At 65.6% G+C, this 20387-nt stretch carries 24 protein-coding genes and 1 riboswitch; of the genes, 17 read left to right on the top strand and 7 right to left on the bottom strand.

The features are described from left to right. Window position 1: 1 nt before the first annotated feature. Both SA190iCDA_RS22225 and SA190iCDA_RS22220 read right to left on the bottom strand, forming a co-directional pair. Window positions 2–709 (bottom strand): ABC transporter ATP-binding protein, encoded by a 708-nt coding sequence (locus tag SA190iCDA_RS22225; RefSeq protein WP_070887140.1) that lies wholly within the window; start codon window positions 707–709, stop codon window positions 2–4. Between the two features lie 128 nt (window positions 710–837). After that, window positions 838–1428, bottom strand: coding sequence for a DUF2796 domain-containing protein (locus tag SA190iCDA_RS22220; protein ID WP_070887141.1), 591 nt, complete (start codon window positions 1426–1428; stop codon window positions 838–840). A gap of 126 nt (window positions 1429–1554) precedes the next feature. Here SA190iCDA_RS22220 and SA190iCDA_RS22215 point away from each other — a divergent pair, with 126 nt between their 5' ends. Next, complete coding sequence (locus tag SA190iCDA_RS22215) at window positions 1555–1908, top strand: hypothetical protein (protein WP_070887142.1); 354 nt, start codon at window positions 1555–1557, stop codon at window positions 1906–1908. A 496-nt stretch (window positions 1909–2404) separates the two neighbouring features. Here the strand turns inward: SA190iCDA_RS22215 and trxA are convergent, their stop codons facing one another. The 3 genes from trxA to SA190iCDA_RS22200 are packed head-to-tail and all read right to left on the bottom strand — an operon-like array spanning window position 2405 to window position 4437. Next, window positions 2405–3277, bottom strand: coding sequence for a thioredoxin (gene trxA / locus SA190iCDA_RS22210; RefSeq protein ID WP_070887143.1), 873 nt, complete (start codon window positions 3275–3277; stop codon window positions 2405–2407). A gap of 60 nt (window positions 3278–3337) precedes the next feature. Continuing rightward, complete coding sequence (locus tag SA190iCDA_RS22205; RefSeq protein ID WP_070887144.1) at window positions 3338–4000, bottom strand: 50S ribosomal protein L11 methyltransferase; 663 nt, start codon at window positions 3998–4000, stop codon at window positions 3338–3340. Next, a complete protein-coding gene (locus SA190iCDA_RS22200) occupies window positions 3997–4437 on the bottom strand; it encodes a YbaY family lipoprotein (protein ID WP_070887145.1) in 441 nt (146 codons plus the stop codon). The genes SA190iCDA_RS22205 and SA190iCDA_RS22200 overlap by 4 nt, the downstream gene beginning before the upstream one ends. A gap of 147 nt (window positions 4438–4584) precedes the next feature. Between SA190iCDA_RS22200 and nrdR the strand changes: the two genes are divergently transcribed. The 11 genes from nrdR (at window position 4585) to SA190iCDA_RS22145 (ending at window position 12929) form a co-directional block, all read left to right on the top strand. Then, window positions 4585–5049 (top strand): transcriptional regulator NrdR, encoded by a 465-nt coding sequence (nrdR, locus tag SA190iCDA_RS22195; RefSeq protein ID WP_070887146.1) that lies wholly within the window; start codon window positions 4585–4587, stop codon window positions 5047–5049. Between the two features lies 1 nt (window position 5050). Next, window positions 5051–6169, top strand: a complete 1119-nt coding sequence (gene ribD / locus SA190iCDA_RS22190) for a bifunctional diaminohydroxyphosphoribosylaminopyrimidine deaminase/5-amino-6-(5-phosphoribosylamino)uracil reductase RibD (RefSeq protein WP_070887147.1) — start codon at window positions 5051–5053, stop codon at window positions 6167–6169. 319 nt (window positions 6170–6488) lie between these two features. Beyond that, window positions 6489–6645: riboswitch (FMN riboswitch) on the top strand. A 92-nt stretch (window positions 6646–6737) separates the two neighbouring features. Beyond that, the gene (locus SA190iCDA_RS22185; protein ID WP_070887148.1) at window positions 6738–7199 is read left to right on the top strand and encodes a 6,7-dimethyl-8-ribityllumazine synthase; all 462 of its coding nucleotides are present in this window, start codon (window positions 6738–6740) and stop codon (window positions 7197–7199) included. 12 nt (window positions 7200–7211) lie between these two features. After that, the gene (locus SA190iCDA_RS22180; RefSeq protein ID WP_070887149.1) at window positions 7212–7874 is read left to right on the top strand and encodes a riboflavin synthase; all 663 of its coding nucleotides are present in this window, start codon (window positions 7212–7214) and stop codon (window positions 7872–7874) included. Between the two features lie 13 nt (window positions 7875–7887). Beyond that, window positions 7888–8979 carry a bifunctional 3,4-dihydroxy-2-butanone-4-phosphate synthase/GTP cyclohydrolase II gene (ribBA, locus tag SA190iCDA_RS22175; protein WP_070887150.1) on the top strand — a complete coding sequence of 364 codons (1092 nt, stop codon included), beginning with the start codon at window positions 7888–7890 and terminating at the stop codon, window positions 8977–8979. Window positions 8980–9078: 99 nt separating this feature from the next. Beyond that, window positions 9079–9555, top strand: coding sequence for a 6,7-dimethyl-8-ribityllumazine synthase (gene ribE / locus SA190iCDA_RS22170; RefSeq protein WP_070887151.1), 477 nt, complete (start codon window positions 9079–9081; stop codon window positions 9553–9555). Then, window positions 9552–10031, top strand: a complete 480-nt coding sequence (gene nusB, locus SA190iCDA_RS22165) for a transcription antitermination factor NusB (RefSeq protein WP_013789800.1) — start codon at window positions 9552–9554, stop codon at window positions 10029–10031. Before ribE ends, nusB begins: the two co-directional genes overlap by 4 nt. Window positions 10032–10036: 5 nt before the next feature. Further along, window positions 10037–11005, top strand: coding sequence for a thiamine-phosphate kinase (gene thiL, locus SA190iCDA_RS22160; RefSeq protein ID WP_070887152.1), 969 nt, complete (start codon window positions 10037–10039; stop codon window positions 11003–11005). Continuing rightward, complete coding sequence (locus tag SA190iCDA_RS22155) at window positions 10998–11531, top strand: phosphatidylglycerophosphatase A (protein ID WP_070887153.1); 534 nt, start codon at window positions 10998–11000, stop codon at window positions 11529–11531. The genes thiL and SA190iCDA_RS22155 overlap by 8 nt, the downstream gene beginning before the upstream one ends. A 9-nt stretch (window positions 11532–11540) precedes the next feature. Continuing rightward, on the top strand, window positions 11541–12269 hold the full coding sequence (locus tag SA190iCDA_RS22150; protein ID WP_070887154.1) for a substrate-binding periplasmic protein: 729 nt from the start codon (window positions 11541–11543) through the stop codon (window positions 12267–12269). A gap of 15 nt (window positions 12270–12284) precedes the next feature. Further along, window positions 12285–12929 (top strand): retropepsin-like aspartic protease family protein, encoded by a 645-nt coding sequence (locus SA190iCDA_RS22145; RefSeq protein WP_070887155.1) that lies wholly within the window; start codon window positions 12285–12287, stop codon window positions 12927–12929. Window positions 12930–12946: 17 nt separating this feature from the next. Here SA190iCDA_RS22145 and SA190iCDA_RS22140 read toward each other — a convergent pair whose 3' ends face one another. Next, window positions 12947–14221 carry a cation:proton antiporter gene (locus SA190iCDA_RS22140; protein ID WP_070887156.1) on the bottom strand — a complete coding sequence of 425 codons (1275 nt, stop codon included), beginning with the start codon at window positions 14219–14221 and terminating at the stop codon, window positions 12947–12949. A gap of 308 nt (window positions 14222–14529) precedes the next feature. On the opposite strand from SA190iCDA_RS22140, the gene SA190iCDA_RS22135 reads away from it, so the two are divergent. The 4 genes from SA190iCDA_RS22135 to SA190iCDA_RS22120 are packed head-to-tail and all read left to right on the top strand — an operon-like array spanning window position 14530 to window position 17971. Next, window positions 14530–15243, top strand: coding sequence for an ABC transporter permease (locus tag SA190iCDA_RS22135; protein WP_070887157.1), 714 nt, complete (start codon window positions 14530–14532; stop codon window positions 15241–15243). A gap of 11 nt (window positions 15244–15254) precedes the next feature. Next, window positions 15255–16145 carry a glycine betaine ABC transporter substrate-binding protein gene (locus tag SA190iCDA_RS22130; protein ID WP_070887158.1) on the top strand — a complete coding sequence of 297 codons (891 nt, stop codon included), beginning with the start codon at window positions 15255–15257 and terminating at the stop codon, window positions 16143–16145. 1 nt (window position 16146) lies between these two features. After that, complete coding sequence (locus SA190iCDA_RS22125; protein WP_070887159.1) at window positions 16147–16806, top strand: ABC transporter permease; 660 nt, start codon at window positions 16147–16149, stop codon at window positions 16804–16806. Between the two features lie 10 nt (window positions 16807–16816). Continuing rightward, the gene (locus tag SA190iCDA_RS22120) at window positions 16817–17971 is read left to right on the top strand and encodes an ABC transporter ATP-binding protein (RefSeq protein WP_070887160.1); all 1155 of its coding nucleotides are present in this window, start codon (window positions 16817–16819) and stop codon (window positions 17969–17971) included. Between the two features lie 53 nt (window positions 17972–18024). Here SA190iCDA_RS22120 and SA190iCDA_RS22115 read toward each other — a convergent pair whose 3' ends face one another. Then, window positions 18025–18384, bottom strand: coding sequence for a cupin domain-containing protein (locus tag SA190iCDA_RS22115; RefSeq protein WP_070887161.1), 360 nt, complete (start codon window positions 18382–18384; stop codon window positions 18025–18027). Window positions 18385–18787: 403 nt separating this feature from the next. Between SA190iCDA_RS22115 and SA190iCDA_RS22110 the strand changes: the two genes are divergently transcribed. Next, on the top strand, window positions 18788–20281 hold the full coding sequence (locus SA190iCDA_RS22110; RefSeq protein ID WP_070887162.1) for an aldehyde dehydrogenase: 1494 nt from the start codon (window positions 18788–18790) through the stop codon (window positions 20279–20281). The last annotated feature ends 106 nt before the right edge of the window (window positions 20282–20387 follow it).

Below are 20387 nucleotides of genomic sequence, written 5' to 3'. Positions count from 1 at the left end.
CTCAGACCTCCTGGGGCTTGCTGGCGCGGTTGAGTTCAGCCAGCGACAGGCTGCGGTCGAACAACGCGGCCAGGCTCTGGTCGTGGCTGACGAACAGCAGGCTGGCGCCGACATCGCGGCATTCGCCGAACAGCAACTCGAGAAACGCCTGGCGGGCATCGGCGTCCAGTGCCGAAGTCGGTTCGTCGGCGATCACCAATTCCGGCTGGCCGATCAGTGCGCGGGCCGCGGCAACCCGTTGCTGCTGGCCGATGGACAGCGAATCGGCGCGGCGTTCGAGCAGCTCCGGGCGCAGGCCCAGGTGCTCCAGCAGCTTGCCGGCGGCCCCATCGACGCTGCCATAGCGCTGCGCCGCGCGCTCGGCACGCAGGCGCGAGAAGCGGCAGGGCAGCTCGACGTTGTCGCGCACGCTGAGAAACGGCAGCAGGTTGAACTGCTGGAAGATGTAGCCGGTGTGGTCGACGCGAAAGCGATCGCGGCGCGCCGCCGAGAGCGTGGCGAGGTCTTCGCCGAGCAGGCGAATGGTGCCGCGCCCGGGTTTCTGCACGCCGCCGAGCAGGCCGAGCAGGGTGGTCTTGCCGCTGCCGCTGGGGCCCTTGAGAAACAGGCTTTCGCCGCGTTGCAGATGAAAATGGGGGATGTCCAGAAGCTCGTCCTGGCCGGGCCAGGCGAAGCCGAGGTCGGTGAGTTCGATCAGTGCTGTGGTCATGGAAACTGCTGGCGCTGGAGGGAAAAGAAGCAAGTGTGCCAGTCATGGCCACCAAATGCTGAGCCAGAGGGTGTTGCCGAACGTGTGCAGCGGCGGATGCCCCCTGGTGGAGGCCTCCGCCCTGTCGATCAGAAGGTCAGGCGCGGGTTGGCCGGGGTCGATTCGACACCCTGCTGGCCGCTCGGGCCGATCAGTTGTACGTTGATCTTCTGGGTGGCCGGGAACTGCTTGTAGAAGGCCGACAGGTCGAGGGTCTTCAGCTCGCCCGGCTGTTTGCAGGTAAAGCTGTAGTCGGCATCGATATCGCTGTGCTCGTGGTGATGGTCGTCGCCATCGGCATGCTCATCGTGGTCGTGGTCGTGGTCATGATCATGGTCGGCTTCTGCATGGCCGAACAGCGGGCTACGTACTTCGTTTTCGCTCAGGCTGCAGCCGGCAGCGGCGGGCAGGCTGAACAGCGCCAAGGGCTTTTCCAGCAGGGCGCGGGCGGCGGTGACGGTCTTCTTGTCGGCATCGCTGGTGGCGGCATGCTCGAAGCCGACGATGTTCATCGCCGGGCTTTGCAGCTCGATTTCCAGGGTGCTGCCTTCCAGTGCCACATTCAGGGTGGCAACGCCGTGTTCGTGTTTGCCAAGGCTGCCGTGTTCATGGTCATCGTGGGCCTGGGCGGCGGCCAGGGGCAGCAGGGCGAAGGGCAGGGCGAGCAGCAGGTGGCGCATGGGAGGCTCCGGAGGGGTAAGGGAATGGATTGATACGTTATAACAAATTTATGGCCCATGGTAGAGCCGGCTTGGTTTGCCCGCCCGCCCGTGGGAGCATGGCGTATCGATCGAGTGGAGGTAGGCATGGTGCGTATTCGCGGGCGGATCGGCGATTGGCCGGTGGACCTGACGGTGGAACTGGACCCGCAGGATTGGGCGCAGCTGGCGGCGGCCCTGCCGGCCGCTGCGGCGCAGAGCCCGGGGGTGGTCGCGTCGGCGCCGGCCCAGGCCGATCAGGACGGTCAATGGCAGACGGTGCTGGAGCTGTTGCGCCGCGCCGGGCGCATCGAGGGGCCGCAGCTGATGGCGCAACTGGCGGCGCTGGCCGGCGGTGAGGTGGCGGGCAAGCGCCTGCTGGTGCGCCTGCGCCACTGCGAGCAGGTGCGTATGGAAGCCGGCGCCGATGCGCCGGTTTATTGCTGGGTGGAAGAGGTGTAGTTCAGGCTGCCAGGGCGATCTGGGCATGCCTATGGGCAACTACAAGGCAGAAGCAGACATTCAGCGATTGCGTAGGAGCGGCTTTAGCCGCGAGCTCTTTACGTTCCCTGCGAGAGCTGGGCTTGTCAGCGTTATCGGGTTGTCCATACGTTCGGTTCCGCTCTGTCGAGCGGGTTTCTTTTGGCATCGCCCCAAAAGAAACCAAAAGGTCTAGCCCCGACATACGGCCCCAGCTTCGCTGGGGTCCCCTCGCTCCATCATTGCTCCGAGGGCCCGCCGCGAAGGGCCATCCCTGGCCCATCGCGGCTCTCGCGACATCCATGTCGCTCAACCCTCTCCACAACGATTCCACTCGGCCTTCTGAAGGGGCGATTGGTGTCGTCTACTAATTTTGTGGCATGAGGCGCACCAAAAAGGCAAAGCGGCTGAACGGCCGCTACCGCCGTGTTGCAGTCAAAATAGATAAAGCCCGGTTGAAGATCGTGAACAGGTTTTCTTAGTACAGCGCCTGGTACACCCGGCGGCGGTAGGTAGTAACCAGCGGGTTGTCGTTGCCGAGCAGGTCGAATACCTGCAGCAAGGTCTTGTGCGGCAGGCCGTCGGCGTAATTGCGGTTGCGCACGAACAGCTTCAGCAAGCCATCCAGGGCCGGCTCGTACTGCTGGCGGGCGAGCTGCTGGATGGCCAGCTGATAGGCGGCTTCGTCATCCTCGCCATTCTGGGCCAGGCGGCTCTTCAGGGTGGCGGCGTCCGGCAGATCGGCGGCCTGACGCAGAAAGGTGATCTGCGCACGGGCGCCAGCGAGGGCCTGCTTGTGTTCATCGCCCTTCACCGCGCCGAGCACCTGCTCGGCTTCGCTCAGTTCGCCCCGTTCGGCCACACAGCGGGCGTAGAGAATCAGCGCCGCGGCGTTCTCGTTGTTCTCCGTCAGCAGCTCCTTGAGCGCGGCCTCGGCTTCACCGATGCGGCCCTCGGCGAATGCCGCCTGGGCGACTTCCAGCAGGTCGGCCTGGGGTGCTTGCGGCTCGGCGACGTGAGGTTGCAGCAGGGCACGGATCGCCGACTCCGGCTGGGCGCCCTGGAAGCCATCGACCGGCTGGCCGTTCTTGAACAGCACCACGGTCGGCAGACTGCGAATGCCGAAGCGGGCGACGATTTCCTGCTCGATGTCGCAATTGATCTTGGCCAGCAGCAGCTCGCCCTGGTAACCCTCGGTGATCTGCGCCAGCACCGGCATCAGCGCCTTGCAGGGCGCGCACCACTCGGCCCAGAAGTCGACGAGCACCGGTTTGTTGAACGAGTTCTCGATCACCAGTTGCTCAAACTGGGCGGCGCCATTGATATCGAAGATGTAGGGGGTGTCGCTCATGGTCGGTCTCTGTCCGGGCGAAAGGTGGGTGTGACTATAAGTGTGGGCACAGGTGCGCGGCTACAAGTGCACCGTGGCGGCGTGATACAGGCTGACGTGTCGGAAGGTTTCCGGCTCGGCCAGGTCGGGCCAGGTGCAGCCCTGCAAGCCGGCGATGCGCCGGTAGCGCGGGTGGTCGAAGTCGCGCACCCGGGAGTCGGCCACCAGCACCTCGCTGGCATGGTCGAGCACGCGGTCGAGCAGGGGCAGGTTGCTGCGGTCGTAGAGCACGTCGGCGACGATGGCCAGGTCGTAGTCGCGGCGCTCGGCGTAGAGGTCGCTCGAATAATCGAGCTGTACGCCATTGAGCGCGGCGTTGGCCCGGCAGGCGGCCAGGGCCAGGGAATCCAGGTCGCAGGCCACCACCTGGGCGGCGCCGGCACGGGCGGCGGCGATGGCGGCCACGCCCGAGCCGGAGCCCAGGTCCAGCACCCGTTTACCGCGCACCCACTCGGGGTGGCGCGCCAGCCAGTCCACCAGCACCAGGCCACTGGCCCAGCAGAAACACCAGTAGGGCGGTTCCTCGAGAATGCGCCGGGTTTCCTCCGGGCTGAAGCAGCGGTCCATGTTCGCCGGGTCGATCAGCCACAGGCGCAGGTCGGTGTCCGGCAGCGTGGTAGGGCTCAGCCGTGCATCGCCGAGCAGTTCGCGCAAGGCGGTCTGCAGGTGCTGCGGTGGGTTCACAGCGCCGGGGTCACACGGACCTCGCCAAGCGCCTGGCTTTGCGGCTCACGAATCAGCTGGTTGGGCATGTGCAGCACCAGCTTGCCGGATTGATGCACGCGCCCGCGCAGTTCCACGCGAATGCCCTGGTCGAAGTTCTCCGGGTTGAACTGCAGGCGAAACGGCAGCGGCGCGCCGGTGCCGCGCAACTGGATATTACCGAGCAGCTTGTGCGGCAGGCCGCGCTCGTTGATGGTCAGCAGCGCCAGTTCCACCTCGGCACCCGCCGGTACATCGAGCAGGGTACCGGTGAGTTCGCGCAGGTGAGCCGGGGTTGGCACCGGCTGCTCGGCTTTGACCACAGGTGCCGGCGCAGTAACCGCCGGCGGTGGTGTTTCCCCGGCACAGGCAGCGAGCAGGGAGGCAAAGCAGAGCAGGGCGAGCGGGCGCAATGGCATCGGATGATCCTGGCAAACGGGTAATGCCTGGATTCTCGCCATAGCGGGCGGTGAATGCAAAGGAAAGCGCCCAAGCCCGGGTGCTTGGCGCCGGGCGGTGAGGATGCGCTACCATGCGGGCTTTCCTACCCGCGACAGTTTTCAGCCATGCATTGCCCCTTCTGCTCCGCCAACGACACCAAAGTCATCGATTCGCGTCTGGTCGCCGAGGGTGATCAGGTGCGCCGTCGCCGCGAATGCCTGGCCTGCGGTGAGCGCTTCACCACCTTCGAAACTGCCGAGTTGGTGATGCCACGGCTGATCAAGCAGGACGGCAGCCGTCAGCCTTTCGATGAAGACAAGCTGCGTGCCGGCATGCAGCGGGCGCTGGAGAAGCGCCCGGTGAGCATCGAGCGGCTGGAGGCGGCCATCGCCCATATCAAGCATCGGCTGCGCGCCACCGGTGAGCGCGAGGTCAAGTCGCTGGTACTCGGCGAATTGGTGATGACCGAGCTGCAGAAGCTCGACGAAGTGGCCTATATCCGCTTCGCCTCGGTGTACCGCCGCTTCCAGGACCTCAACGAATTCCGCGAGGAAATCGACCGTCTTTCCCGCGAGCCGAACCAGGATTGAGATGAGCAGCAGCGATCACGCATTCATGGCGCGCGCCCTTGAGCTGGCGCGCAAGGGGCTGTATTCCACCCATCCCAACCCGCGAGTCGGCTGCGTGATCGTAGGCGACGGCAAGATCGTCGGTGAAGGCTGGCACGCCAGGGCCGGTGAGCCACATGCCGAGGTGCATGCGCTGCGCCAGGCCGGCGACAAGGCGCGCGGCGCCACCGCCTACGTGACGCTGGAGCCGTGCAGCCATCATGGCCGTACACCGCCGTGCGCCGATGCGCTGGTGGCCGCTGGTGTCACGCGGGTGGTGGCGGCCATGCAGGACCCCAATCCCCAGGTGGCGGGCCGCGGTCTGCTGCGCTTGATGAATGCCGGCATCGCCGTGCAGGGCGGTGTGCTGGAGGCCGAGGCGCGGGCGCTCAACGCCGGCTTTATCAAACGCATGGAAAGCGGTCTGCCACTGGTGCGCGTGAAACTGGCGATGAGCCTGGATGGACGCACAGCCATGGCCAGTGGCGAAAGCCAGTGGATCACCGGGCCGGCGGCGCGTGCCGCGGTGCAGCGTCTGCGCGCCCGTTCCAGCGTGGTGCTCAGTGGCGCCGATACCCTGCTGGCCGACGCTGCGCGCCTGACCGTGCGCCCGGAGGAACTTGGCCTGGGCGCCGAGCTGACCGCCTTGGCCCAGGCCCGGCCACCGCTGCGCGTGCTGGTCGATGGGCGCCTGCGGGTGCCGCTCAGCGCGCCGTTCTTCCAGGCCGGCCCGGCGCTGGTGGCCACCTGCGCGGCGGCCACTTCGCGCTGCCGTTACCAGGGTGACGGCCACGAGCTGCTGGCCATGCCTGGCAGCAATGGTCATGTCGACCTGCGCAAGCTGCTGCTCGAGCTGGCCGGGCGTGGCGCCAACGAGGTGCTGGTCGAAGCGGGGCCGAAGTTGGCTGGCGCCTTCGCTCGTTTGGGATTGGTCGACGAGTACCAGCTGTTCGTCGCGCCCAAGTTCCTTGGCTCCAGTGCCCGACCCCTGCTGGATCTGCCCCTGGCGAAGATGGCCGAAGCGCCGGCGCTGAAGATCGTCGACATGCGCGCCGTGGGCGACGACTGGCGGATCATCGCCGTGCCTGATCGTTCGAGCTGAAGCTGTTCACGCTCTTTCTGGGCATGTGTAGGGGCAGCTACAAGGCAGAAGCGGACATTGAGCTTCAAGCCGCAAGCCTCAAGCTGCAAGAAGAAGCTAGAGCACTGCGGACTGCTTCTAACTTGTAGCTTGTAGCTTGTAGCTTGTAGCTTGTAGCTTGTAGCTTGTAGCTTGGGGCTTGCAGCTTGCGGCCGCTCCCGCCACATTGCAGTCAGCTAGATAAAGCCCAGCATGAAGATCGTGAACAGCCGCTGAGGCATGGCCGCCGTGCACCCGTGCAGCAACTGTGGTAAAACGCTGTCGGCTGCGACAAGCAGCCACACGTTCTCAGGGCGGGGTGTAATTCCCCACCGGCGGTAATACTGCGCAACGCAGCTAGCCCGCGAGCGCCCGGTACGGCACCAGCCGCCCGGGGTCGAGCAGATCCGGTGTGATTCCGGAGCCGACGGTATAGTCCGGATGAAGAGAGAGCGGGATTGCCTGACAAGGCGGCCCTTCGGCTGCTGCATGTCCGTACCATCCCTATCGATCCAAGCTGCCCTGTTTTAACCATAAACAGGAGTCGAACATGTCCATCTCAAACAGCGTGCGCCGGGTTGCCTTCGTGCAGGCCTGCTGGCACCGCGAAATCGTCGACCAGTCGCGTCACGCCTTTATCGAAGAAATGCAGCGCCAGGGTTATGCCGCCAGCGAAATCGATTGCTTCGAAGTCGGCGGCGCCTTCGAAATCCCCCTGCACGCCAAGCGCCTGGCCAACAGTGGCCGCTACGCCGGCATCGTTGCTGCCGGGCTGGTGGTCGATGGCGGTATCTACCGCCACGAGTTCGTCGCCCAGGCGGTGATCGAAGGCCTGATGCAGGTGCAGCTGGACACCGACGTGCCGGTGTTCTCGGCGGTGCTTACGCCCCATCATTTCCATGCCGGCGAAGAGCACCAGACGTTCTTCCGCGAGCATTTTCTGGTCAAGGGCGCCGAAGCAGCGCGCACTTGTGCCGACACGCTGCGCAAGCTCAACGAGCTGCCGGTCTGAGGAGGAGCACCTATGTTCACCGGAATCATCGCATCCATCGGCAGCATCGCCGCCATCACGCCCAAGGGCGGCGACGTGCGCGTCTACGTGAAGACCGCCAAGCTCGACCTCAGTGATGTGGTGCTGGGCGACAGCATCGCGGTCAACGGCGTGTGCCTGACCGCCGTCGAACTGCCGGGTGACGGCTTCTGGGCCGATGTCAGCCGCGAGACCCTGGCGCGTACCGCCTTCATCGATCTGAAGAGCGGCAGCCGGGTCAACCTGGAAAAGGCCCTGACGCCGACCACGCGTCTGGGTGGCCACCTGGTCAGCGGGCATGTCGACGGTGTCGGCGAGATTGTCTTGCGCGAGGAGAACGCCCGCGCCATCCAGTTCAAGGTGCGCGCGCCGCGCGAGTTGGCCAAGTACATCGCCCACAAGGGCTCGATCACCGTCGACGGCACCAGCCTGACGGTGAATGCCGTGGACGGCGCCGAGTTCGAGCTGACCATCGTGCCGCACACCCTGGCCGAAACCATCATGGCCGACTACCGCGTCGGCCGTCGGGTCAACCTCGAGGTCGATCTGCTAGCCCGTTACCTGGAACGCCTGCTGCTTGGTGACAAGGCCGCCGAGCCGAGCAGCTCCGGGCTGACCGAAGGATTTCTCGCCGAACACGGCTACCTGAAGCATTAAGGACACCGCCACCATGGCACTCAACAGTATCGAAGAGCTGGTCGAAGACATCCGTGCCGGCAAGATGGTCATCCTCATGGATGACGAAGACCGCGAAAACGAAGGCGACCTGATCATCGCCTCCGAATGCGTGACTGCCGAGCACATCAATTTCATGGCGCGCTTCGCCCGCGGCCTGATCTGCATGCCGATGACCCGCGAGCGTTGCGAAACCCTCAAGCTGCCGCTGATGGCGCCGCGCAACGGTTCCGGCTTCGGCACCAAGTTCACCGTGTCCATCGAGGCCGCCGAGGGCGTGACCACCGGCATCTCCGCCGCCGACCGCGCCCGCACCGTGCAGGCCGCCGCTGCCAAGCACGCGGTGGCCGAAGACATCGTCAGCCCCGGCCACATCTTCCCGCTGATGGCCCAGCCCGGTGGCGTGCTGGCCCGCGCTGGCCACACCGAAGCGGCCTGCGACCTGGCGCGCATGGGCGGCTATGAGCCGAGCGGGGTGATCTGCGAGATCATGAACGACGACGGCACCATGGCCCGTCGCCCGGAGCTGGAAGAGTTCGCCGCCAGGCACGGCGTCAAGATCGGCACCATCGCCGACCTCATCCACTACCGCATGCTTCACGAGCGCACCGTGCAGCGCATCGCCGAGCAGCCCCTGGACAGCGAAGTAGGCCAGTTCAACCTGGTCACCTACCGCGATTCGGTGGAAGGCGACGTGCACATGGCGGTCACCCTGGGCACCATCTGCGCCGAGGAACCGACCCTGGTACGTGTGCACAACATGGACCCGATGCGTGACCTGTTGATGGTGCGCCAGCCGGGCCGCTGGAGCCTGCGCGCGGCGATGACCGAAGTGGCCGAGGCCGGCAGCGGCGTGGTGCTCTTGCTCGGCCACTCGCTGGGTGGCGACGAAGTGCTGGCGCATATCCGCGAAGCGGACGGCAGCACCACCGCCAAGACACCGAGCACCTACAGCACCGTCGGCGCCGGCTCGCAGATCCTGCGCGACCTGGGCGTGCGCAAGATGCGTCTGATGAGCGCGCCGATGAAGTTCAACGCGATATCCGGTTTCGACCTGGAAGTTGTAGAATACCTGCCCCCGAAATAAAGGGGCGACCGCGATGGGCCGATTACGGCCCATCGTCTCTATTTTTCGGGGCCTGCCGCGGCGGGCCCTGGCTCTTTAAAGACAGCTCGAGAACTCGCTATGACACTCAAGACCATCGAAGGTACTTTCATCGCTCCCAAGGGTCGCTTCGCCCTGGTGGTCGGCCGCTTCAACAGCTTCGTGGTCGAAAGCCTGGTCAGCGGCGCGGTCGATGCCCTGGTTCGCCACGGTATCAGCGAAGACGACATCACCATCATCCGCGCGCCGGGTGCCTTCGAAATTCCGCTGGTCGCCCAGAAAGTCGCCCAGCGTGGCGAGTACAACGCCATCATCGCCCTGGGCGCGGTGATCCGTGGCGGCACCCCGCACTTCGAATACGTGGCCGGCGAGTGCACCAAGGGCTTGTCCCAGGTGTCCATGGAGTTCGGCGTACCGGTCGCCTTTGGCGTGCTGACCGTCGATTCCATCGAGCAGGCCATCGAGCGTTCCGGCACCAAGGCCGGCAACAAGGGCGCCGAAGCCGCGCTGTCCGCTCTGGAAATGGTCAGCCTGCTGGCGCAGTTGGAGGCCAAGTGAGCCAGAACGACAACAAGCCAGCCAAGAAAGGCCCGAGCCCCAAGCTGCTGGCTCGCCGTCAGGCGCGTACCCTGGCCATGCAGGCCCTGTACTCCTGGCATATCGCCGGGCAGGCGCTCAACGAGATCGAAGCGCAGTTTCGTGTCGACAACGATTTCAGCGCGGTCGACGGCGCCTACTTCCACGAGATCCTGCATGGCGTGCCGCGTCAGAAGAGCGAGATCGACGCCCTGTTCGAACCGCTGCTCGACCGCCCGCTGGACGAGATCGACCCGGTCGAGCTGTCCATCCTGCGCCTGTCCACCTACGAGCTGCGTAACCGCATCGACGTGCCGTACCGCGTGGTGATCAACGAAGGCATCGAGCTCGCCAAGGTGTTCGGCGCCACCGACGGTCACAAGTTCGTCAACGGCGTGCTCGACAAGCTGGCGCCGACCCTGCGCGCCGACGAAGTCCGCGACTTCAACAAGCGCTGAGTGCCTTGGGCGAGTTCGAGCTTATTCGTCACTACTTCGCCGCTGCCGCCTGCGCGCAGGCGGCCGATGGTGTGGTGCTGGGAATCGGCGACGACTGCGCCCTGCTGCAGGTACCCCCCGGTGAGCAACTGGCGGTGTCCACCGACACGCTGGTCGCCGGCGTGCATTTCCCGGCCGATGCGCCAGGCCGCTTGCTCGGCCAGCGCGCCCTGGGCGTTTCGGTCAGTGACCTGGCGGCCATGGGCGCCACGCCCCTGGCGTTCACCCTGGCGCTGACTCTGCCCGAGGTTGCCCCCGACTGGCTGGCCGATCTCACCGCCGGGCTGGAGCACATGGCGCGCCAGTGCGGCGTGCGGCTGGTGGGCGGCGACACCACCCGCGGGCCGCTGAGCCTGACCCTTACCGTATTCGGCCGCGTACCGGCTGGCCAGGCGCTGACCCGCGCCGGCGCGCGGCCGGGCGACCTGCTGTGCGTCGGCGGCGAGTTGGGCAATGGCGCCGGCGCGCTGCCGTTCGTGCTCGGCGAGCGGGCCGAGCAGCCGGAAAGCGCCGCGTTGCTGGCCCATTACTGGTCGCCGCTGCCGCAGTTGCAGCTTGGCCAGGCCCTGCGTGGCGTCGCCACGGCGGCGCTGGACATCTCCGACGGCCTGCTCGCCGACTGCGGGCATATCGCCCTGGCCTCACAGGTGGCGTTGCTGATCGAGCAGCAGCGCCTGCCCCTGTCGGCCGCCTTGCTGGCCTGCACGGATAACGACGATGCCGCACGTCAATTGGCCCTTGGGGGTGGCGATGACTACGTGCTTGCCTTTACCCTGCCTGCCGAAAAACTGGACGTGCTGCGTGCCATGGGCCAGCCTGTACAGGTGATCGGTCGGGTCGAGGCCGGACAGGGCGTGCACCTGCTGGACGCCAGCGGCCACGCCATCGAGCCACGGTACAGTGGCTACCAACATTTCGGAACGCACCGTGACTGATCATCCCAAGCAAGTCCCCGCCGAGTTCGTGCCACCTTCCGTGTGGCGCAACCCGTGGCATTTTCTGGCCTTCGGCTTTGGCACCGGCACCATCGCCAAGGCGCCGGGCACTTGGGGTTCGCTAGCCGCCGTGCCGTTCATCCCGCTGTGGCAGATGCTGCCGGACTGGGGCTACTGGCTGCTGCTGGGTGTGACCATGGTGTTCGGCGTGTGGCTGTGCGGCAAGGTGGCCGACGACCTGCGCGTGCACGACCACGAAGGCATCGTCTGGGACGAGATGGTCGGCATGTGGATCACCCTGTGGCTGGTGCCCGAAGGCTGGGGCTGGGTGCTGGTGGGCTTTCTGATGTTCCGCTTCTTCGACATTCTCAAGCCGTGGCCGATTCGCTGGATCGATCGCCATGTGCACGGAGGCTTCGGCATCATGCTCGACGACGTGCTGGCCGGGGTGTTCGCCTGGCTGGCCATGCAGCTGCTTGTCTGGGGCTGGGCCAATGGCCTGGCGGCCAGCCTCGGTTTCGTCTGATCAGGAGCCATGATGGTGCGTGCGCTGTGGCTGGCTCTGTTGTTGTCGATCGGCGTCTGCGCCCAGGCGGGCAGTGAGGTGCCGTCCGCCATCCGCATGGCCAGCGACGTCTGGGTCGAACGTATCAATCCGGATGGCACCGGCATGTCCTGGGATATCCTGCGGTTGGTCTTCGAGCCCGCCGGCGTCAAGCTGGAAATGCAGATCGTCCCCTACACCCGCTCCATCGGCCTGGTGAAACGGGGTGAGGCCGACGCCTGGGTGGCCTCCTACCAGAACGAGGTCAGCGGCGGCGTGGTGTACCCGAGCTGGCATTACGATTCGGATCTGATCAGCGCCCTGAGCCTGGCGGCCAAGCCCGAGCCGGATCAGGCCGAGCTGCGCCGCTCGCGCCTGGTGTGGATGCGCGGCTACGAGTACCAGCGCTATATCCCCGGGGTCACCCACTTCAACGAGCTGCAGCGGCGCAGCGGCATCCTGTCGATGCTCGACCAGGGCCATGCCGATTACTACATCGATGCCCGCCCCGAGGTCGAGCAGACGCTCGCCGGTGCCACCGACCCCGGCAAGTACCGGGTGACCGACCTGCTGCGCCTGCCCCTGTACATCGGTTTTTCCGACACCCCGCGCGGTCGCGCGCTGGCCAAGCTATATGACCAGCGCATGGCCGAGCTCGTCGAGCAGGACAAGCTGCGAGAAGTCTTCGAGCGCTGGGGCCAGCATTACCCCTTCGAATAGCTGGGAGAGGCACGGATGCGTCGAGTGATGATGGTCATGGCAGGCTGGTTGGCGGCACCGCTGCTGCTGGCCGCGCCGCCGGTTCAGGTGGTCGGGCTGTTTCCCGGCGCGGCGGTGCTGTCGGTCGACGGCCAGCGCAAGCTGGTGCGCGTCGGCCAGACCGGCCCCGGTGGCGTGCAGGTGGTCAGCGTCGATAGCCGCAGCGCGGTGCTGCGCGTCGACGGCGTGGAGCGCAGCTACGGGCTGAGCCGTGAGTACAATACTGAAGGTTTCGCCGCCCCGCAGAAACAGACCCTCAGCATCGCCCGCAGCAATGGTGGGCACTACTGGGCCGAAGGCGCGATCAATGGCCGCGCCCAGCAATTCCTGGTCGATACCGGCGCCACTTCGGTGGCCCTCAATGAAAATCATGCCCGCCGCCTGGGTATCGACTACCGCACCGGCGGCCAGCCGATTCAGGTCAGCACCGCCAGTGGTACGGCGCGGGGCTGGCGGGTGAACCTCGACAAGGTCAGCGTCGGCTCGCTGCAGGTGCTGGGCGTCGAGGCGGTGGTGCTCGAAGGCGCCTCGCCCACCGAGGCGCTGCTGGGCATGAGCTTTCTCAATCGCATCGGCTGGCGGGTCGAGAACAACCTGCTGGTGCTCGAATCCCGCCTGTAGGTCGGGGCGCCGTGGCTTCAGTGGTCAGCCTCGACGGCAGCCTGTGGCCGGCCGCGGTACAGCCGGCTGACCAGCGGGCCGATGGACAGCCCCTGCAGCAGGATCGAGGTGAGCACGACGATGTAGATCAGGCTCAGCAGCAGATCGCGCTCCTCGCCCAGCGGCAGTGACAGTGCCAGCGCCACCGACACGCCGCCACGCAGCCCGCCCCAGGTGAGGATGCGGGTCGCCCCGTGGGACACCTGACGGCGCCCGCCGGCGCGGCGGCGCATCACCAGTACCGCCGGGGCCACCGTCAGCAGGCGCGCCACCAGCACCGCGCCGCCGAGCACGAAGGCGGCGATGATATGCAGCCATGAGAAGGGCAGGAGCAGCAGCTCCAGGCCGATCAGGGCGAACAGCAGGGCGTTGAGAATCTCGTCGATCAGTTCCCAGAATCCGTCCACGTAGCGGCGCGACTCGTCGGACATGGCGTGCTTGCGGCCCAGGTTACCGATGATCAGGCCGGCCACCACCATGGCGATAGGTCCCGAGACGTGCAGGCGCGCTGCCAGTGCCGCACCGCCGAACACCAGCGCCAGGGTCAGCATCACCTCCACCTGATACTGGTCGATGCTGCGCAGCATCAGCAGCACGCCATAGCCCAGGGCCGCGCCGACCAGCACGCCGCCTACCGCCTCGTGAAGGAACAACAGGCCGATGGTGCCGGCATCCGGCGTGCTGCCCAGCTGCAGGATGCCAAGCAGAATGGTGAACACCACCACTGCAGTGCCGTCGTTGAACAGCGACTCGCCAACGATGGTGGTGGCCAGGGGCTTGGGCGCGCCGGACGACTTGAGGATGCCCATCACCGCGATCGGGTCGGTGGGCGAGATCAGCGCGCCGAACAGCAGGCAGTAGATGAAGTCCACGTGCCAGCCGAACAGGGCGAAGATGTAGAACGCCAGGGTGCCGATCACGCTGGTGGCGATCAGCACGCCGACGGTGGCCAGCAGGCCGATGGGCCACTTGTAGCTGCGCAGATCACTCAGGTCCACGTGCAGCGCGCCGGCGAACAGCAGGGCCGGCAGGAACCAGGTCATCAGGATGTCGGAGAAGTCGATGCGGCGGATGATTTCCTGCGCCTCGATCTCGATCAGTGGATAACCCAGCTGGCTCAGGCCCTGGGCGATCAGCGAGAAGATCAGCGCGGTGGCCATCACGCCGATGGTCGGTGGCAGGCGGATGAAGCGGTAGTTGACGTAGGTGAGCAGGGTGGTGAGAGCGATGAAGGCGGCAACGAGGTCGAGCACGGGGTCTCCTTTGACGGCTGATGTCCGCCATCCCGGCGAACACCCTGGAGCCCCGATGATACCTGGCTTGTAACCGGATGTGTGGCGGCATGGGCGCGGCGGCCCATGGCAGAACGATGGCAGAAAGGCGGAACCGAAGCGGCGCCGCAGGGTCGAGTAACCATGGGTCGGAAGGCTGCAGGGCGCATGCGTCCTGGCATGAGGGGCATCGTTGCAGGATGCTCCAGCCCTCCGGCATTGGACGGCCGATGCGCAATGTATCCGGCCAGCTCGACCCGCCAACGGCGGTCGTCAACTGGAGTCGACATATGCTGAAAAGCTTCGGCAAGGTGCTGCTGGGCGCTGTTGCGCTGATCGCGGTGCTGGCCTTGCTGGTCCACTGGATCACCCCGGCGGTGCTCGCGCAGCACCGCGAAGACCTCATCTACTACCTGCAGGCGCACCTGTATCTGGTGTTCGTGTCGATGCTGGCGGCCCTGGCGGTCGGCATCCCGGCGGGCATCCTGCTCAGCCGGCCCGGCCGCGAGCATAGCGCCGAACGCTTCATGCAGGTGTTCAACGTCGGCAACACCGTGCCGCCATTGGCGGTGCTGGCCATCGCCCTGTCGGTGGTCGGCATCGGCAACGGCCCGGCAATCCTCGCCCTGTTCCTGGCCTCGCTGCTGCCCATCGTGCGCAATACCTACGAAGGCCTGCGCAACGTGCCGGGTTCGTTGAAGGAGGCCGCCACCGGCATCGGCATGACGCCGCGCCAGGCGTTGTGGAAGGTCGAGCTGCCCAACGCGGTGCCGATCATCGTCGGTGGCATTCGCGTGGCACTGGCGCTGAACGTCGGTACCGCGCCCCTGGTGTTCCTGATCGGCGCCAACAGCCTCGGCAGCCTGATCTTCCCAGCCATCGCCCTGGAAAACCAGCCCCTGCTGATACTTGGCGCCGCCGCCACGGCCCTGCTGGCGCTGCTGCTCGACGGCCTGGTGGCTGCCACCAGCCGTTTCTGCTTCGAGCGTGGGGTGGACCGTTGAAGGAAACCATGATGAAGTTTTTCGTTGCTTGCCTCGGTCTGTTACTGGCTGCCACCAGCCAGGCCGCGCAAATTCGTATCGGTGCCAAGGTGTTCACCGAGCAGGTGATCCTCTCCGAACTCACGGCCCAGTACCTGCGCCCCCACGGCTACCAGGCGCGCATCGTCGGCAACCTGGGCAGCACCATCGCCTGGAATGCGATGAAGAGCGGCCAGCTGGATATTACGTGGGAGTACACCGGCACCTCGCTGGTGGCCTACAACAAGGTCACCGAGCGCCTCGACAAGGAGGCCGCCTACCAACGGGTCAAGGAGCTGGACGCCAGGAGTGGCGCAATCTGGCTGACGCCCTCGCGTTTCAACAACACCTATGCCCTGGCGCTGCCGGAACAGGTCGCCGAAGAGAATCCGGATATCCACACCATCAGCGACCTTGCCCAGGCCCTGAAAACGCCGGGCAAGGGCAACCGCCTGCTGGCCCTGGACATCGAGTTCGCCAACCGCTCCGATGGCCTGGAAGGGTTGGTCAAGGAATACGGCCTGAGCTTCACCCGCAACGAGATCCGCCAGATGGACCCGGGCCTGGTCTACACCGCACTGCGCAACGGCCAGGTGTTCGTCGGCCTGGTGTACACCACCGATGGCCGCCTGGATTCCTTCGGCCTGCGCCTGCTCGAGGACGACCGCAAGTACTTCCCGGACTACACCGCCGCGCCGGTGGTCAACGCCGACTACCTCAAGCAGCATCCGGACCTCGAAGCGCTGCTCAAGCCGCTCGCCGAGCGCCTGGACGATGCCACCATGCGTCGCCTCAACGCCCGTGTCGATGTGGACCGCGAAACACCCGCGGCGGTGGCGGCCGACTTCCTGCGTCAGGAAAAACTGATCGGGGAGGGCTACTGACATGGATTTCATGACCGCTTTCCAGCATATCGACTGGAGCCAGGTGCTCAGCCTGACCGTCGAGCATATCGCCCTGGTCGGCATCGCCGTGGGCCTGGCGATTCTCATCGGCGTGCCGCTGGGCATCCTGATGACCCGCTTCCCCTGGCTCGCCGGGCCGCTGCAGGGCCTGGCCACCGTGGTGCTGACCCTGCCGGCCATCGCCCTGTTCGGCCTGTTGCTGCCGTTCTACTCGCAGTTCGGCCAGGGCCTGGGCCCGTTGCCGGCGGTAACCGCGGTGTTCCTTTATTCACTGCTGCCGATCCTGCGCAACACCTACCTGGCGCTGACCAGCGTCGAGCCGGGCATCCGCGAGGCGGGCAAGGGCATCGGCATGAGTTTCTGGCAGCGCCTGCGCATGGTCGACCTGCCGATCGCCGTGCCGGTGATCCTGGCCGGGGTGCGCACCGCCGTGGTGATGAACATCGGCGTGATGACCATCGCCGCCACCATTGGCGCTGGCGGCCTCGGCGTGCTGATTCTCACCGCCATCAGCCGCAGCGACATGGCGACCCTTTTCGTTGGTGCGGTGCTGGTGAGCCTGCTCGCCATCGTCGCCGACCTTTTTTTGCAGTGGCTGCAGAAAACGCTCACGCCCCGTGGCCTGAAAGCCGCCCACTGAGGACTCGAACATGATTCAACTCGACAAACTGACCAAGAAATTCCAGCAGAAAGGCAAGGACGTGGTGGCCGTCAACGAAGTCAGCCTGACCGTCGACGAGGGGCAGATCTGCGTGTTCCTCGGCCCGTCCGGCTGCGGCAAGAGCACCACGCTGAAGATGATCAACCGGCTGATCGCGCCGACCTCCGGGCGCGTGCTGATCAACGGCGAAGACACCACCGGCATCGACGAAGTGACCCTGCGCCGCAACATCGGCTACGTGATCCAGCAGATCGGTCTGTTCCCCAACATGACCATCGAGGAAAACATCACCGTGGTACCCAAGCTGCTCGGCTGGGACAAGAAGCGCTGCCACGAGCGCGCCGTGGAGCTGATGAGCATGGTGCAGCTGGAGCCCAAGCAGTACCTGTCGCGTTACCCGCGCGAACTGTCCGGCGGCCAGCAGCAGCGCATCGGCGTGATCCGCGCCCTGGCGGCCGACGCTCCGGTGCTGCTGATGGACGAGCCCTTCGGTGCGGTCGACCCGGTCAACCGTGATGCGATCCAGAACGAGTTCTTCCAGATGCAGCGCGCGCTGAACAAGACCGTGATCATGGTCAGCCACGACATCGACGAGGCCATCAAGCTGGGCGACAAGATCGCCATCTTCAAGGACGGCACGCTGCTCCAGTTCGACCACCCGGACACCCTGCTGGCGCACCCGGCCGACGACTTCGTCAGCGGCTTCGTCGGCCAGGACAGCACCCTCAAGCGCCTGCTGCTGATCCGCGCCGAAGACGCCGCCGACGATGCACCCTCGGTACTGGCCGAGACCAGCATCGCCGATGCCGTGGAGTTGATGGAAGAGCATGACCGCCGCCACCTGGTGGTCACCGATGCCGGCAAGAAGGCCCTGGGCTATGTCCGCCGCCGCGACATGCGTGGCCAGGGCGGCTCGGTGCAGCCCTTCGTGCAGCCGTTCAACGCCACCGCCGCCCACGACGAACACCTGCGCATCCTGCTGTCGCGCATGTACGAGTTCAACCGCTCGTGGTTGCCGGTGCTCAGCGCGGATAACGACTTCCTTGGCGAGGTCACCCAGGAATCCATCGCCGACTACCTGAGCTCCGGTCGCTCACGGGGCAAGAGCCACATCGTCTCGCCGGCCGAGCAGGTCGCCAGCTGACGAATTGCCGGAAGCCGGTCATGCAGGGCCGGCTTCGGGCATACCGCGCTCGTTCAGGCCTGCTCGAAGATCACGTAGACCTTGCGGCACGGCTCCAGCACTTCCCAGGTGCCGGTGAAACCGGCCGGGATCACGAAGCGGTCACCGGCGCGCACGGTCTTGGCATTGCCGTCGTTATCACGCAGTACCGAAACGCCCTGGAGGATTTCGCAGTACTCGTGCTCGGTGTAGCTGACCGTCCATTGGCCGACCTCGCCCTCCCAAATGCCGGCGTTGAATTGCCCGCAGGGGCTGGCGTAATGGTTGCGCACCTGCTGCTGCGGGTCGCCCTTGAGGATCTTTTCGGCAGCGGGGCGGTAGCTTTCGGTGCTGCCGGTGCTTTGCGCGAAATCGACGATCTGCTGGATATTCATATTCGCTTCCCTGGTCAAGGTGAACATAGGTCGATCTTCCCATGGCCACTGCAGGCCAGGGACGGCGCGGCGTAACGATTTGTTCGAGTCTATGTTTAAGAAAATGAACAGAGCAAGGGCGTTTAGCCAGAAACTGTCAAGAATATTGAAAATTCTGCGAGCGCTGGTTTAGTGTGGTTCGCAGCTTTCGGCCGGTAGGGCCCCTCGAAAAACCTAGGCGAGGCAGCTAGCGCAAGGCAATAACAGGCAAAAAGCGACCAGGGTCGCGCTCGACTTTACGTGCTGTAATGAGCATTTAGCCTGTTTTTAACGCCGCGATGGCAACGCAGGTAGTTTTCAGAGGTGTCCTATAGCGGCCCACCGCGGGCGCCCATGCCCTTTACCGACCAGAGAGGATGATCAGATGACCGGTTTGACCCGTACCGATTGGGAGCAGCGTGCCAAGGATCTGAAAATCGAGACCCGCGCCTTCGTGCAGGGCGAATACCAGGCTGCCCAGAGCGGTGAGACCTTCGAATGCATCAGCCCGGTCGACGGTCGAGTACTCGGCCAGGTCGCCAGCTGCGACCTGGCGGACGCCGAGCTGGCGGTGAAGTCGGCCCGTGCCGCCTTCGATTCCGGGGTGTGGTCGCGTATCGCCCCGGCCAAGCGCAAGGCCAAGATGATCCGCTTCGCCGAGCTGCTGATGGCCAACGCCGAGGAGCTGGCGCTGCTGGAAACCCTCGACATGGGCAAGCCGATCAGCGATTCCCTGGGCATCGACATTCCGGCCGCGGCCAACGCCATTCGCTGGAGCGCCGAGGCCATCGACAAGGTCTACGACGAAGTCGCCCCGACGCCCCATGACCAGCTCGGCCTGGTGACCCGCGAGCCGGTCGGCGTGGTAGCAGCCATCGTGCCCTGGAACTTCCCGCTGCTGATGTCCAGCTGGAAGCTCGGGCCGGCCCTGGCCACCGGCAACTCGGTGATCCTCAAACCCTCCGAGAAATCGCCGCTGACCGCCATTCGGGTGGCCGCCCTGGCCGTCGAAGCCGGTATTCCGGCTGGCGTGTTCAACGTGCTGCCCGGTTACGGCCACACCGTCGGCAAGGCCCTGGCCCTGCACATGGATGTCGACACCATCGTGTTCACCGGTTCGACCCGGATCGCCAAGCAACTGATGATCTACGCTGGCGAATCGAACATGAAGCGCGTGTGGCTGGAGGCGGGCGGCAAGAGCCCCAACATCGTCTTCGCCGATGCGCCGGACCTCAAGGCCGCTGCCGAGTCCGCCGCCAGCGCCATCGCCTTCAACCAGGGCGAAGTGTGCACCGCCGGCTCGCGCCTGCTGGTGGAAAATTCCATCAAGGAGCGCTTCCTGCCCATGGTGGTCGAGGCCCTCAAAGGCTGGAAGGCCGGCAACCCGCTGGACCCGAACACCAACGTCGGCGCCCTGGTCGACAGCCAGCAGATGGACACCGTGCTGCGCTATATCGAGGCCGGCCACAAGGACGGCGCCAAGCTGCTGGTCGGCGGCAAGCGCACCCTGGAGGAGAGCGGCGGCACCTACGTCGAGCCGACCATCTTCGACGGCGTGACCAATGCCATGACCATCGCCCGCGAGGAAATCTTCGGGCCGGTGCTCTCGGTAATCGGCTTCGACAGCGCCGAGCAGGCCGTGCAGATCGCCAACGACACTGTATATGGCCTGGCCGCGGCGGTGTGGACGGCAGACATCTCCAAGGCGCACCTCACCGCTCGCGCGCTGCGCGCCGGCAGCGTGTGGGTCAACCAGTACGACGGCGGCGACATGACCGCGCCGTTCGGGGGCTTCAAGCAGTCGGGCAACGGCCGTGACAAGTCGCTGCACGCCTTCGACAAGTACACCGAACTGAAAGCCACCTGGATCAAGCTCTGAACAGCAGCGGTAAGCTGCAAGCCGTAAGCCTCAAGTAAAAGCGCCAGAGCTGACGCTTGACCGCAGCGATGAGGCGAGCACCATACAGGCTTGCAGCTTGCAGCCT

Source organism: Pseudomonas argentinensis (genome assembly GCF_001839655.2).
In the GTDB taxonomy this organism is placed as follows: domain Bacteria; phylum Pseudomonadota; class Gammaproteobacteria; order Pseudomonadales; family Pseudomonadaceae; genus Aquipseudomonas; species Aquipseudomonas argentinensis_B.
Note: the sequence above shows the minus strand (reverse complement) of the source record. Positions and strands in the feature narration are given on the sequence as shown.